This window comes from Mucilaginibacter sp. (genome assembly GCF_025359345.1).
In the GTDB taxonomy this organism is placed as follows: domain Bacteria; phylum Bacteroidota; class Bacteroidia; order Sphingobacteriales; family Sphingobacteriaceae; genus Mucilaginibacter.
In genome coordinates, this window is sequence record NZ_JANYGQ010000009.1 from 305,804 (window position 1) to 319,746 (window position 13,943).

Genomic DNA, 13,943 nt, shown 5'->3' on the forward strand with positions numbered 1-13,943 from the left:
AAATCTTATCCAAAACTAAGGTAACATTATAAGTATGGCAAACAAAAATTGGTGGTATATTTAAAGATGTCGGTAAGATAATGTAAAGTGTCGGTGAAAAAGTTGATGGTCTTAATCTTTTTCCCTGCAAAACCGGGAGGCGTTACTGACAAAATAGTCCGAAGAGCTAAATCTGCACTCAATTTACCCCCACTTCAACACTCCAATCAGCACCACTTTTTACGTGGTAAGTCTTCGCAAAATCGCCCATATTTATGGCGAATGAAAGCTGCAAAAGGCTATTGATATAAGCCAGTGATTTACCCTCTTTCACCTCGCCAAAAGTCTGACTGTAGGGCATATTTCCTTTGTAAACCTGCCTGCCTTTATTGTAGATGGTTACGCGTACTATGTCGCCATATTTAGGGTTTAGCTTGTTGAATAATGTACCCGGAATGTTGGTCCAAACGTTGCCGTATTGCACATCAAGCACCGGGATATCACCCTTAATAATTTTACCATTTATTACCGCCTGCTGGTAAGGGATGCTCACCACTTTTGCCGGCAATACCGGGCCAACCTGCGCATAGGTAATAACGCCGGCAGCGAGCCGTGCGGCGGTAAAAGAATAAACATCGCGCCCATGGAAGGTGTATGATTTTTGCGAGTCCTTACGGCGGTTTACCGCTTCGTTAATTTCCCGTACCTCGTCTATTCCTAATGATTGTGCCACAAGCGTTAAGGTACCATTATCGGGCGTCACGATGTAATGCCCGGTCTTTGTTTTCATCACCACCGATTTACGCGCAGTGCCAACCCCGGGGTCAACTACTGATACAAAAACTGCTCCGGCGGGCCAGTATCTTACGGTCTGCTCCAGCCTGTAGGCTGCTTCCCAGATGTTGTAAGCGGGAATCTCGTGGGTAAGGTCGAACAGCTTCAAATCGGGCGAAACACCCATCGCCACGCCCTTCATGGCCGAAACGGCGCCGTCCTTTAAACCAAAATCCGACTGAAAAACAACTATTTTGTTTTGTGCCGATGACAGTTTTATCGACGATAAAAACAACAATAAACTGAGCCATACTAATCTTTTATTCATGCCGGTTAAAAATTACTGCCGCAAATTAATCGATTTTTATAAATGTATGCCGATATGCGATAAATATCTACATTAGTGCACCTAATTATCAACAATGGAACAGGAATTTACCACCTCCACTTTTTTCAAAATTCTTTACGGATTTCTTGCTATAATACTAATTGGTTTTGCCATATTTTTTTTTAACAACGGTACCGGTAAAGCCGGCCCGGCCCTGTTTATCTTCCCGGTAGTAATGCTCGCGCTTGCAGTTGTAATCATTATCAACCTTTATAAAAGGAAAGTTGTGGTTTCGGATTACGGCGTGGCTTACACCAGTGTTTGGGGCACAAAAGAGCTTGTTAAGACTGATATAAAAGGATTTAGGATTGGTGATAAAGCTACTGTAATTGAACCCGCCGCAGACGGGTATTCCAAAATAACAATAAGGGATTTTTCGAGCATTGGTAATTCCAAAGATTTAATTGCTTTGCTTGGGTACAGCTACTCCGACTTAAACAAAATTGAGTACGACGAACAAAAAGAATTGTTATTACAGGATGAAGAACTTGGGCGCACGGCCGAAGACAGGGCAGGGAAACTTAAAACACTTTCGCGCTATACCACAATTTTTTCGACCGTTGGCTTTGTAATGTTTTTTGTCATCCTGTACCTGCGGTTAAATCATCCCCTGCTGCCGGTTTTTCTTTTAATATACCCGTTGATCGGCATCCTGCTGTTTGGGTTCGGCAAAGGGGTTATCCGGTTGTTCAGTAAAAAAAACAGCCCTTATCCGGCTGTTGGCATCGGGACAGTTTTTTCGGTAATAGCGCTTGTTTTCCAGGCTATGATAAATGACCAGGTACTTGATTACCATAATTTCTGGACTCCGTTCTTCGTCATCGGCATTATGGTACTCGTACTGTTGTGCGCCATGATATTTAAACGGCCCGCAGCTAAAACCGGCGAGCTCATTTTTGCATTATTGATTGCCGTAGGGTACGGCTGGGGTGGCACATTACAGGTTAATTGCGGTTTTGATAATGCAAGTCCGCAGGTTTATAAAGCCACTGTGCTTACTCACCACATTAGTCACGGCAAAACCACCAGCTATCATATACTTTTAAGCGAATGGGGGCAGCATAACCAAACGGAAAGCGTTACCGTGTCGCAATCTTTTTATGAAAACGCCCCTTTAAATTCCCAGGTTAACGTAAATTTAAAAAAGGGGGTGCTTAACATCCCCTGGTATTACCTAACGTTATAAATTGTAAGGAAAAGGTATTTGATAACTTTAAAACATTTCAACATCCATAAATAAAGAAAGCCACCCCAGTCGCCCGGGGCAGCTCTCAACCGCTATGAAAAATCTTTAAATTATGCTTTGTAAGTTGGCTCGTGGTATTGGTCACCGGCATGCCTGCTGTGTTTCATCACCATCCAAGCACCCAAGCCTATTATGGCCATCGGCCACACAACCCTGTCGGCATCGTTAATGTTATCGGTTAGCAAACAGGCTGTACCAAATACGATCAGCCACACCCAAATTGCTTTTTTGAAATTATATTTAGCGCCCATGTACAAACCGTAAGCGATGATAGCCATAGGCCAGCTAATCAGCCAATCGGGAATGAAGAACAGGTTCATCTGGTCGATGAGTAATAAACCACCAATAATGACAATGATTATCCCGGCCATTGTTTTGCCATTATGCTTAACGGGGTTATTTATGTTAGTTTCCATTGTTTTTAGTTTTAAATCTTACCCAATATTACGGCAGTATTAAGGCGTGGACAACGGAATATTGGCGAGGTATTAACAGAAATCGGTAAGTGGCTAAAAAGTGTCGGTGAAAATGGAGTACCTTAAAAACTTTGTCATTGCGAGCGAGGAACGAGCGCGGCAACCGCGAACTTTACAGGGCGAACAGAACGGGAAAGCTTGCATTGGCGGTTGTGCACGGCGTGCGGTTGCCGCGTAGCGCTTGTAATGACGTATTTGTTAGTAACTGATTTTTAGTGGCTAAATTTTGAGTATTTACGCATCCATCATGGGTTTCCCGTCAGCAGATAAGCTTCGGCAGAAAGCCGAAAACGCTGCCGGCCTGTGTGTTGGGCAGGGCATAAGGAACTTTTTGCATACAAGTTATTAAAGCGATTGGGTGGCCCGGCAAAAAGATTCCAGCCCGCAGCGTTTTGGGATTTGTGCGTGAAAAGCCATGTGCGTAAAGAAGCATTTCTGCTGACTTGATTTTTGGTTACTTTGTATCAAGACAAAGTAACAGCCCCCGCGGCAATTGAGCGGGGTGAACACTACGTTCTTAGACGAAATAAAGCTTCGAAGCTACCCGTACGTCATCACCTATTTTTCAGGTAAACCCTGATTGATACACCAATGACAAAATTGATAATTAAGGCACTTATACCTCCGGCTCCTGCTGGCTCAAACAATGAAAGCTGCCCAGCCCCCATATAATATCGGTCGAATCGATACCAACAACCTTCCGGTCAGGGAAACAACCCTGCAGAATATCAAGAGCGATGGCGTCCCTGTCGCAGCGGAAGGTAGGCATAACTACCGCCGAGTTGGCAATGTAAAAGTTAGCGTACGATGCCGGCAGGTGCTGGTCTTCGTAGATCACCTCGCGCGGCATTGGCAGCTCAACAATGTTAAGCTTTTTACCGTTTGGCAGGCGCATTTTTTTAAGCATTTCAAGGTTATCCTGCAGTAGCTGGTAGTTGGTGTCGTCTTTGTCTTCTTCAATAACAGTAACTACGGTATCCTCATTTACAAAACGTACGGTATCGTCAATATGGCCATCAGTATCGTCACCAATAATGCCCTCGCCAACCCACAGCACCTGTTCAACACCATAGTAATTTTGCAGGTATTCTTCAATTTGCTGCTGATTTAAATGCGGGTTACGGTTCTCATTAAGCAAACAGGCGGTTGAGGTAATTAAAGTACCGGCCCCGTTAAAATCAACCGAGCCGCCTTCCATTACAATACCGGGGTGGTAAACCGGCAGACCAAACCGCTCCCCTATTTTTGTTGGAATAACATCATCCAAATCAAACGGCGGATATTTATTGCCCCACGCGTTATACCCCCAATCAACAATGGCCTTCTGTTTGGTTTCAGTATTTATCAAAAATGCAGGACCATGATCGCGGCACCAGGCATCATTGGTTTCAAATTCGAAAAACTCAATTTGTTTTAAATCAACCCCGGCAGCCAATAATTGCTGCTTGGCAAAAGCGGCCATCTGCTCATCCTTTACGTTGATGCGCACCAACTCACCTTCGCTTATCACCTTGATGAACTCGCAATATCGTGGATAAATCAAATCTATCTTACCAGGCCACGAAGCCTCCTTGTGTGGCCAGCTAAGCCAGGTGGCGGTGTGTTTGTGCCATTCGGCAGGGAAGTGGAAGTTATTTTGCTTGGGGGTCATGGGTGATGATATGTAATTTTATGCGCCCGTCATTGCGAGGTACGAAGCAACCTCTACTAAGGACAAGTCGCCAACTTTCATAGTTTGCTCTGTACAGTTTAGAGGTTGCTTCGTACCTCGCAATGACGCGTGGGTTTTAATCCTCGTCAAGAAACCGTTTTGTGATGGGCTGATAACTGTCAATCCTCCTGTCTCTCATAAATGGCCAGTGGCTGCGATAGTAATCTGACTTATCCAAATCCAACTCCTTAACCACAACTTCCTCATCATCAGTTGAAGTTTGATGTATCAGCGCACCAAATGGGTTGGCAAAAAACGAACCGCCCCAAAACTTAACGCCGGCTTCTTCGCCAACACGGTTCACACTTACCACGTGCACGCCGTTTGCTACCGCATGCGAGCGTTGAATGGTTTGCCATGCGTTATATTGCTCAATATTGGTTGCTTCGTCCTGCGTGGTGGCCCAGCCTATGGCTGTTGGGTAAAATAATATTTCGGCGCCCATCATTGCCGTAATACGCGATGCTTCAGGATACCATTGGTCCCAGCAGATCAGTACCCCGATGGTGGCAAACTTGGTTTTAAAAACCTTGTAGCCCAAATCGCCGGGGGTAAAATAAAATTTCTCGTAAAAGCCGGGATCGTCCGGGATATGCATTTTGCGATATTTACCAAGATATGCCCCGTCGGCATCTAAAACTGCGGTGGTATTATGATAAATGCCTTGTGCGCGTTTTTCAAACAACGAGGCAATAATTACCACGCCAAGTTCTTTAGCCACAGCAGAAAGCGCATCGCTTGACGGGCCGGGAATGGCCTCGGCCAGTTTAAAATTATCGTAATCTTCTACATCGCAAAAATAAAGCGATGTAAAAAGCTCCTGCAGGCAAACTATCTGCGCGCCTTTTTGGGCGGCTTCACGCACTTTAACAATAGCTTTATCTAAATTTTCCTGTTTGTTGGCTGTACACGTCATTTGTACAATGCCCACGTTTACTTTACTCATCCCGCTAAAATTTGCGCAAAAATAAGGAATTTTAGAGATTAGAGGTTAGAGTTTGGTGATTAGATTGTAAAATGAAGATTAAGTCTCAAGATAAAAAGGCCGCCTTTAACTAATCTCCAGCCTCTAATCTCTGATCACTAAAAATCAACCCATTCACCGTATCAACCAATTCTTCCAAACCAAAAGGCTTGGTTATAATGGCGTCACAGCCGCAGGCAAGCAAATCGTCCTTATTCAAGTAGGCCGAGCATATTATTACAGGTATATTGCTTAATTGTGGATGGGCCTTCACCTCGCGGCAAATCTCATCGCCCCGTGTGCCGCTCATTTTATAATCGAGCATCAACAGGTCGGGCATATGGGCTCGTATATTCTCAATAATATTTTCGGTTTCAGAAGTGATGGTTACCTCGAATCGTTCATATGATAGTGCTTCCTTTACAATATCCAGCACGTCCTGGTTATCGTCGAGCATTAAAATTCGTTTTCGCATAGTTAGTTGGAAGTTTGGTTGGGTATGTTTTTCGGCTATACGTAACAGACTTATAAGTTAGCAATCGGTTTAATTAGTTAGTTAATATATAACGGCACCTGCGCACTTTTATTTGATTTTGGCGGCAAATTATGCCCATGAAGTGAATTGGTAACAAAAGCTTACCTTTATCATAATGTACAAAAACAAGTTGTTATTTTTTGCCGGTGGATTGGTTGTTGGAGCTGCAATAGGCCTGGCAGTTAACAATCTTGCCGTGGGTATGGGGGTCGGAGCAGCGCTTGGTTTAATATTTGCCCGCCGGATAAGGATGAGGAATAGTTAGTCTGAAGTCGGGAAAGTCCAAAAGATGGATTTCGGTTCGCGCTTACTTCTCCAACATCACTGTTTTTCTTGCGGACTTCCGGACTTTACCGACTTTCCGGAATCTCCTTAAAAATCATGATAAATAGCCCTGAACGTGCTGCGCAGACCGAACGTTACCTGTACCGTGTTGCGGCTACCCAGGTCATTGGTTTCCTTTCTTATCAGGCCACCCAGTTCAAAGCGCAGGTTATATTTCGGGTTGATAAGGTATGATGCCGTTGCTTCGCCAAAATAAAATTTAGTGGGTATACCCTGCCCTACTTTTGTTTCGGTAGTTGATGCCGAAGTTGATGTATAGGTTAACTCGTTGCCATAGTTTTGTCCTGCCGGGTTGCGGCCATATTGGGCGTAATTAACCTGGCCCATAAAATCAAAATTGCCTATCGAGTAATTCAGTATGCCGATAAACTCCCTGAAATTTGCACCAAGCGGGTCGCCCAGCGGTTCGCTGTAATCGGTATAGTTTGTAATTATTTGCGGGCTAGTGTAGGCAAAAGGTTTTACGGTATTGTACTCAACCAAATAGTTAAATCCTTTCACGTTAAACAAGTCGGCACCACGTACGCCCAGCTGGTAACCGTCTGTATTGGTGTTATCCATTAGTAACTGCCCGTAAACAGCGGTTTTATCAAATATTTTATATTTACCGGTAAACCCCGCCAGCACATTATCCGGTTGAGCCTTTGGCCCTATAGAACTTGCAAAAAATAAGGGGTTAAATAAATTGGCATCAAACCCGTGCTGGGTACCGTTATCATCGGCTTCCTGCGCTATCACCGCGTTAAATACGCCTAATGACAGCCGGTTATTTACGTTCCAGTCAAGGTAATGGAAAGCGGCCCATTTACGGCGGTTGCTGCCGTAATTGTCAAAATGCACGGCGTTTATATCGGCCAGGTACGCCCACATTACCATATACTGTACTTTGCCAATGTTTGCTGTTAACCGCAATAACGGGTAGTTAGCGGCAAAGTCCGACAGCAGCAGCGACCGGTAGCCATCGCCAATAAAAGTCTTGTCGGTACCAAGCGTAATGTTTAACTGTTTAATCGGCGTGTACGAAATCACAGCAGTTGCGTACGACCAATCCTGACTGCCCAGCGCAATGCCGTTATAGTTGCGGTTATAAGCCTGACCTGGGATAAACGCATATTTGTTTACTATATCGTTATAATATCCGGCAAATCTGGCCGAATTTTCAAACGCACTGCTATAAAACGACACCTTGCTGCCAATCGTTCCCCCGAGTTGAAAACCGCGGGTGTTCATATAAGTATTGATCTTATCATTAACATCGCGGCCCATCATCAGGTCGGGCAGGTAGTCGGCATAAAAGGTGTAGTCTTTTGTTTTTACGTCGAAAACGTGTTCGTTAAATATCTTACGCACTATCCATGCTTTGCGGTTGCTGTCAACTCCGCGGTTCATAATAGCGTTGTAGGTTGGCGCTAATGTGCTGTCGATTAAAAAAGGCTTTAAAGATGTATGAAGTGAACTTTTTACCGAATAAATATCCGAATTAAATTTCTGGTCGAGCTGGTAAGAATAAGGCATTAAAACAGACTGCGCTTTGCTTAAATTGATCGAAAAATATGTGATTACAAGCAGTATTATTAGTTTTTTCATAAGCTGGCAGGCTGGATTTTACACCGCACCAAAATAACTATTAATTGTGATGAAATAAAAATTTGATTTGGTTGGATTTTTAGGGGCGATTATAACTAATAGTCGTTGTCTTTTATATTTTCTGGTAGTTTAAGCGGCCCAAAGTTGGTTCTTCAAAAGCATCACATTTTTTCAAATACGCTTCCATCGTATTCATATCGTCACCGTAAACAGTTGCGCTAAATTCGTAGGCGCGTAACAGCATCCGGATATAAGAAGCCGGTTCTGCTTGTTTGGTTAGCTTTTTTAACGCCCCCATATAGTCTTCCCTATACACAGTCGGGATAATAATTTTAGATAAGCCTTTCGACGTTAGCTCTGCATTCATCATAACCCGGGCTACCCTTCCGTTACCGTCTAAAAAGGGGTGCACCTCGCTAACCATAAACATCATAAAAGCGGCCCGTGCAAAGGAACTTCGCAGAATAGAATATAGTTCAAATCCCTTTTTTAACGTGCCGGCCACAAGCTGCCAATCCACAAACTCAGTACTGCCGGCCCTGTTATTTTTATCTTTAAAATTGCCGGGGGCTTTTGACGGCCTTGCACTCATTAAAATTGAGTGCCTGTACCTAAGCAAGGTGAGCAATTCGTCAGCCGTTTCGGGCACGCGACTCATCTCCGTTCTGTTCGATACGATTTGATAAGTGCCTAATATATCATGCGAGTCTTCATCCCGTGAAGGCATGGGGGTGGCTGTCAGGATAATTTCCTTCGCTTCTTCAATTTCAAAAATTGTTCCCTCTATGTAATTTGAAAAGTAACTCTCATAAAATGCAAAATTTTGATAAGAGTGGACAGTCTTGTTTTTATCATCAAACTCCGGGTATTCATCTACTGCAAGTTGTTCATAAAGATGGGCAAACAAATCTATCCGCACAGGGTCATAAGGGAACCCCGAAAGCCTGGCTTTGCTGATCGACGATGAAAGTACAACTTTGCTATTGCTTGAAAGCAGCGCGGCAACTATTTTGTTTAGTTGCTCAAATTCTTTATTCATACCAAGTTTCCCGGCAATAATCCTCGCCTCGTCCCTTAAAGTATTTAGCCCTTCTTCCCCCCGTATCCTTATAATAGCGTCCAGCTTATCTTCAACGGCTGTTTTAGATAGTGTTTTTGGCGTATTGTCGGTTTTTCTCGTGGCTTCCAAATTTTCAAGAAAGGCCCTTGCCTCCTGTGAAACATGCAATTCTTTAAAAAAAAAGGTGTCGCCATCTACCGGGCCATGGCCTTTTTGTAATCGAACGATGAGACCTGGCAATACCAGGGTTTTGGTATATTTATAGGTGACAAAAATTTCTCCGGATGAAGATGGCTTAAATTCAAGTGCACTGCGGTGGCTTAACAATGCCCCGGGGAATAGATGGGCAAGTATTTTGTACCAGTTTCTTTTTATGATTATTTCAGGTTCATCAAGTAGGTTCGAAGTATAAATCCGCGGCGCAATTTTTCTAATTTTGCCGGCCTTTTCCAGCCTGCTTATTTGCTGGGAACGCGCTTTATCAGAGCTGCCAAAAATAGTTTCATCTATTTGCGGATGTAGATTTTTTTCTATTAACTGTTTTGACATATGCTAATTTGTAGATTTTTTTCTATTAAAACAAATAAAATGTAGATTTTTTTAGATTAAGCCAAGCGAAATGTAGAATTTTTTAGATTAAAAACCCACTCATGTAGATTTTTTTTGTACTAAAACAGGAGCGACGAGATAAAAACCAGCCCAGTTTATATCAAAGGACATCTCTCTCTATATACTTCCAGACTTTATCGGCTCTACCAACTTCCAGTCTTTACTGTCTTTTCCGACTTTACTGTCTTTCGGCCTTTACTGACTTTCCAGACTTCGGACTTCCCCACTTTTTTACCATATTTGCAGCTTTTAAAGCGATGCAGCCCTTTAATGTGTTAAAAGATGTTAAGCTGAAGCTATTTTAGTGAAAAAAGTGTTAAAAAACCTGATATTTACCCTGCAATAAACCATTATTTGTAATCCATGCAATACAATAAAATAAATAATCTTTTAGGCTGGCTTTGTTTCGTCATAGCTTCAATCACCTACATTTTAACGCTCGAACCATCGGTAAGCTTTTGGGATTGCGGCGAGTTCATTTCCTGCGCGTACCGTTTGCAGGTTGCTCACCAGCCCGGTTACCCTTTGTTTGCCATGCTTGGTAAAGTATTTTCGCTGTTATCATTCGGCAATAATGCAAAGGTGCCTTATTTTACAAATATGGGCTCGGCCATTGCCAGTGGCGCAACTATTATGTTCCTGTTTTGGAGCATAACCGCCATCGCCAAAAAAATGCTGGCCCCTAAGCCGGGCGAAGCTGATGACCAAAGCCGCACTATACTTATTATGGGTGCCGGTTTAGTTGGTGCACTTGCCTTCACTTATACCGATACGTTTTGGTTTTCGGCTGTCGAAACCATCGTGTTTGCGCTTTCAATGCTTTGTACCGCTGTTGTTTTTTGGGCAATATTAAAATGGGACGCCCATGCCGACGAGCCCGGTGCCGATAAATGGCTGGTATTTATCGCCTATGTAATAGGCCTTTCAATAGGTATCCACCTGCTTAACCTGCTCACCATACCGGCAATTGCCATGGTTTATTACTTCCGCCGCGGCCGTAATGTTAACGTAGGTGGTGCAATTGGCACTTTTTTAATAGGTGTTCTGATACTTGTTTTTGTACAATACGGCATACGTGGCTATACCATTAAAATAGCTGCCTATTTCGACCTTTTCTTTGTAAACAATTTAGGCCTTGGCTTCTGGAGCGGCGCTATGGTTTGGTTCCTGATAATTGTGGGCATATTGGTTGCTGGTATTATGTACAGCATCCGCAATAAAAAGCCATTAATGAACCTGGCGTTCTTGTGCGTTTCCTTTGTTTATTTAGGTTACGGCTCATTTGCCTATATCCCCATCAGAGCTGCCGCAGGCACCAATTTGGATAACTCGCACCCCGATAATGCCTTTATTTTGTATGGATACTTAAACCGTATCCAGTATGGCGAAAACCCTTTACTGTTTGGTCAGTATTTTGACGCCAAACCCAAAGTCGATGAAAATGGCAGCCCGATTCAAAATGAAGGCAGTACTATTTACCGTAAAGGCAAAACCAAATATGAAGATGCTGGCAAGAGAACAACTTACCAGTATGACCATACCACCTTTTTACCGCGTATGTACAGCAGCGACGGCCAGGACCCGCAGTTTTACCGCCAATGGTTACAAATGGACGAAAACGCCGCACCTACTTTTAGCGACAATATAAAATGGATGGTTAGTTGGCAAATGTACCAGATGTACTGGCGGTACTTTTTATGGAACTTTGTTGGCCGTTACAACGATTTGGATGGGCAACAAAGCATGGTAGGGGTTGATGGAAACTGGACCAGCGGGATTCTTGATGGCGGCAAACATTTACCAAAATCGGTAGTTGGTGGGCCAAAAATACCGGGCCAGGGTATTCAACTGGGTACAACTTATACACCGCTTTATGCTTTACCATTAATAATTGGATTATTAGGAGCTGCTTACCATTTTCAGCGTAAAAAACGCGATGCATTGGTAGTACTGCTGCTTTTCTTCTTTACCGGCCTGGCTATTGTATTATATGTTAACCAGCCCAGTATACAGCCGCGCGAGCGTGATTACTCGTACGTCGGCTCTTTCTACGCCTTTGCCATTTGGATTGGCCTTGGGGTGGTGGCATTAGCCGAGCTTATCCGCTTAAAAGCAAACGCTAAAACTGCTGCAGTGGTGGCCACGGGTGTTTGCCTGCTGGCAGCCCCGGTAGTTATGGCAAAACAGGAATGGAAAGCCCATGACCGCTCAACCAAAATGACGCCGCATGATATGGCCTATAATTACCTGATATCGTGCCCTAAAAATGCCATATTATTTACTTATGGCGATAATGATACGTACTCACTATGGTACGATCAGGAAGTGGAAGGCATACGCCCTGATGTGCGTATTGTTAACCTCAGCCTGTTTACCGGCGACTGGTACATACACCAGATGCAGGGTAAAATGAACGAATCGGAGCCATTGCCGATAACTATGCCTTACGATAAATACAAAGAAGGTGTGCGCGACGTTATTTATTTTGATGATAAAAAAATAGCCGACCCGGTAGAAGTTAAAGAAGTATTTGATTTCATATCGTCAGACAACCGGGCCGCACAGGTGCAGTTTCAGCCGGGTGGCAGCTACGAGAATTACCTGCCTACAAAAAACTTTAAAATCACCATTAACCCTGATGATGTTTTAAAGAACAATGTAATAACGCCTGAGCAAAAGGATAAACTGGCTACAGTTATGCAATGGAAATATACATCGAACTATGTAACCAAAGAAAACCTGGCCATGTTGGATATATTGGCACATAATAACTGGAAAAGGCCTATTTGCTTTACTACTACCATTGGTAACGAAAACCTGATTGGTTTGCAGCAGTACTTATATAAAGAAGGTTTTACCTATCGTTTGTTACCGCTTAGACCGGATACCAGTACCCGCGACCAGTTAGGCAAAATCAATAGCCTGGTGATGTATGAAAACATCATGACCAAGTTTAAATTTGGCAACTTTAAAACAGCTAAATATTTAGACCACGAGTCGACCACCATGTTTTACCCGGTTATGGTTACGACGTTCCTTGACCTGGCCGACGGCCTTGTTAAAGACGGTCACCCTGACTTAGCCCTAAAAGCTCTGCATAAATTTGACGACGTAATGCCGGATATGACCCCTGGCATTGAAGTTGCCAACCGCAAAATATTCATGGCTCAAACCAGTTATAACCTGCACGATAATGTTTTGGGTAATAAACTGATGACCAGTGTAAACGACTACCTTATCGATCAGCTTGATTATAACTATTACCTGATGAAAGATAACTCCGGCGCATTTGATATACGTACGGTACAATACGGCGTGTCGTTCCTTAATGCGATGGTTGAATTCACAGGCAATAGCCACCAAACGCAGTTAACCAAGAAATTTAATGACGAGCTAAAGGACTATACCAACAAATTTGGCGGAGTGTTGCAAAGGCAGCCACAACAATAAATATTGTTACACCGAAAAGCTAAACGGCCCTGCGAAAACAGGGCCGTTTTTTATTTATCTTGCCGGCATACAAACACGGCATGAAAGTACTTATCCTTGGGGCAACAGGCAGAACCGGCCGACACCTTGTTAGCGAAACATTGAAGTTAGGCTTTGAAATAAACGTGTTAATTCGCGACAAAAGCAAGTTGCCTGCCTATCCACCGGCAGTATCAGTTTTTGAAGGCACGCCACTTGTACAAGCCGATTTGGTGAAAGCCATGCAGGATTGCGATGCCATTTTAAGTTCGCTGAATATATCCAGTACCTCCGATTTCCCTTGGGCAAAATTGCGTACACCGAAAGATTTCCTGTCGGCAAGCATGAAGAATATTATTGCAACCGCTGGCGAGCTCAATATTAAACGGATAATTATAACAACCGCCTGGGGTGTAAACGAAACCAAAAAAGATATTCCGTTTTGGTTTAGGTGGCTTATTGAACACAGCAACATCAGCTACCCCTACCGCGATCACGAGGTGCAGGAAGAATTACTGAAACGATCAAACCTTGATTGGACGGCGGTTCGCCCTACTGGGTTAACAAATTCAACTAAAATCAGGGATGTTGTGGTAAGCCTTAACAATTCGCCTAAACCGGGTTTAGCCGTCAGCCGGCAAAACGTAGCCAGGTTTATGGTTGATTGCCTGAAGAACAATTTGTATGTGAAAGAAAGCCCGGTTGTATCGTAAAGTTGTCAGTCGTTTTCGATACCGCGAATACAATAATTCTCAATTCGCGATTTGAGAATTACTATTTATATCGTGTTATGAAATCGAG

Annotated in this window: 11 protein-coding genes; 4 read left to right on the plus strand and 7 right to left on the minus strand. The window is 43.5% G+C overall.

Features of this window, described 5'->3' with window-relative positions:
* Positions 1 to 178 precede the first annotated feature (178 nt).
* Positions 179 to 1,081 (minus strand): S-adenosyl-l-methionine hydroxide adenosyltransferase family protein, encoded by a 903-nt coding sequence (locus tag Q0R52_RS05100; RefSeq protein WP_295792752.1) that lies wholly within the window; start codon positions 1,079 to 1,081, stop codon positions 179 to 181.
* Between the two features lie 94 nt (positions 1,082 to 1,175).
* Here Q0R52_RS05100 and Q0R52_RS05105 point away from each other — a divergent pair, with 94 nt between their 5' ends.
* Positions 1,176 to 2,327 (plus strand): hypothetical protein, encoded by a 1,152-nt coding sequence (locus Q0R52_RS05105; RefSeq protein ID WP_295792754.1) that lies wholly within the window; start codon positions 1,176 to 1,178, stop codon positions 2,325 to 2,327.
* A 110-nt stretch (positions 2,328 to 2,437) separates the two neighbouring features.
* Here Q0R52_RS05105 and Q0R52_RS05110 read toward each other — a convergent pair whose 3' ends face one another.
* From Q0R52_RS05110 to Q0R52_RS05125, 4 genes are all read right to left on the minus strand, one after another.
* Positions 2,438 to 2,803 (minus strand): DUF5668 domain-containing protein, encoded by a 366-nt coding sequence (locus Q0R52_RS05110; RefSeq protein ID WP_295792756.1) that lies wholly within the window; start codon positions 2,801 to 2,803, stop codon positions 2,438 to 2,440.
* A 676-nt stretch (positions 2,804 to 3,479) separates the two neighbouring features.
* The gene (locus Q0R52_RS05115) at positions 3,480 to 4,514 is read right to left on the minus strand and encodes an agmatine/peptidylarginine deiminase (RefSeq protein WP_295792758.1); all 1,035 of its coding nucleotides are present in this window, start codon (positions 4,512 to 4,514) and stop codon (positions 3,480 to 3,482) included.
* Between the two features lie 136 nt (positions 4,515 to 4,650).
* Positions 4,651 to 5,520, minus strand: coding sequence for a carbon-nitrogen hydrolase (locus Q0R52_RS05120; RefSeq protein ID WP_295792760.1), 870 nt, complete (start codon positions 5,518 to 5,520; stop codon positions 4,651 to 4,653).
* Positions 5,521 to 5,629: 109 nt separating this feature from the next.
* Positions 5,630 to 6,013, minus strand: a complete 384-nt coding sequence (locus tag Q0R52_RS05125; protein ID WP_295792762.1) for a response regulator — start codon at positions 6,011 to 6,013, stop codon at positions 5,630 to 5,632.
* 175 nt (positions 6,014 to 6,188) lie between these two features.
* Here Q0R52_RS05125 and Q0R52_RS05130 point away from each other — a divergent pair, with 175 nt between their 5' ends.
* A complete protein-coding gene (locus tag Q0R52_RS05130; RefSeq protein WP_295792764.1) occupies positions 6,189 to 6,338 on the plus strand; it encodes a hypothetical protein in 150 nt (49 codons plus the stop codon).
* Positions 6,339 to 6,445: 107 nt separating this feature from the next.
* Here Q0R52_RS05130 and Q0R52_RS05135 read toward each other — a convergent pair whose 3' ends face one another.
* The gene (locus Q0R52_RS05135) at positions 6,446 to 8,005 is read right to left on the minus strand and encodes a gliding motility protein RemB (protein WP_295792765.1); all 1,560 of its coding nucleotides are present in this window, start codon (positions 8,003 to 8,005) and stop codon (positions 6,446 to 6,448) included.
* 112 nt (positions 8,006 to 8,117) lie between these two features.
* The gene (locus tag Q0R52_RS05140; RefSeq protein WP_295792767.1) at positions 8,118 to 9,614 is read right to left on the minus strand and encodes a Fic family protein; all 1,497 of its coding nucleotides are present in this window, start codon (positions 9,612 to 9,614) and stop codon (positions 8,118 to 8,120) included.
* Positions 9,615 to 10,037: 423 nt separating this feature from the next.
* Here Q0R52_RS05140 and Q0R52_RS05145 point away from each other — a divergent pair, with 423 nt between their 5' ends.
* Both Q0R52_RS05145 and Q0R52_RS05150 read left to right on the plus strand, forming a co-directional pair.
* A complete protein-coding gene (locus Q0R52_RS05145; protein ID WP_295792769.1) occupies positions 10,038 to 13,124 on the plus strand; it encodes a DUF2723 domain-containing protein in 3,087 nt (1,028 codons plus the stop codon).
* Positions 13,125 to 13,204: 80 nt separating this feature from the next.
* Complete coding sequence (locus Q0R52_RS05150) at positions 13,205 to 13,855, plus strand: NAD(P)H-binding protein (protein WP_295792772.1); 651 nt, start codon at positions 13,205 to 13,207, stop codon at positions 13,853 to 13,855.
* Positions 13,856 to 13,943 lie beyond the last annotated feature (88 nt).

Bases quoted from the DNA above. Each gene is read 5' to 3' on its own strand.
- Q0R52_RS05110 (WP_295792756.1), bottom strand. From the start codon at position 2,803: ATGGAAACTAACATAAATAACCCCGTTAAGCATAATGGCAAAACAATG.
- Q0R52_RS05115 (WP_295792758.1), bottom strand. From the start codon at position 4,514: ATGACCCCCAAGCAAAATAACTTCCACTTCCCTGCCGAATGGCACAAA.
- Q0R52_RS05130 (WP_295792764.1), top strand. From the start codon at position 6,189: ATGTACAAAAACAAGTTGTTATTTTTTGCCGGTGGATTGGTTGTTGGA.
- Q0R52_RS05135 (WP_295792765.1), bottom strand. From the start codon at position 8,005: ATGAAAAAACTAATAATACTGCTTGTAATCACATATTTTTCGATCAAT.
- Q0R52_RS05100 (WP_295792752.1), bottom strand. From the start codon at position 1,081: ATGAATAAAAGATTAGTATGGCTCAGTTTATTGTTGTTTTTATCGTCG.
- Q0R52_RS05120 (WP_295792760.1), bottom strand. From the start codon at position 5,520: ATGAGTAAAGTAAACGTGGGCATTGTACAAATGACGTGTACAGCCAAC.
- Q0R52_RS05140 (WP_295792767.1), bottom strand. From the start codon at position 9,614: ATGTCAAAACAGTTAATAGAAAAAAATCTACATCCGCAAATAGATGAA.
- Q0R52_RS05125 (WP_295792762.1), bottom strand. From the start codon at position 6,013: ATGCGAAAACGAATTTTAATGCTCGACGATAACCAGGACGTGCTGGAT.
- Q0R52_RS05105 (WP_295792754.1), top strand. From the start codon at position 1,176: ATGGAACAGGAATTTACCACCTCCACTTTTTTCAAAATTCTTTACGGA.
- Q0R52_RS05150 (WP_295792772.1), top strand. From the start codon at position 13,205: ATGAAAGTACTTATCCTTGGGGCAACAGGCAGAACCGGCCGACACCTT.
- Q0R52_RS05145 (WP_295792769.1), top strand. From the start codon at position 10,038: ATGCAATACAATAAAATAAATAATCTTTTAGGCTGGCTTTGTTTCGTC.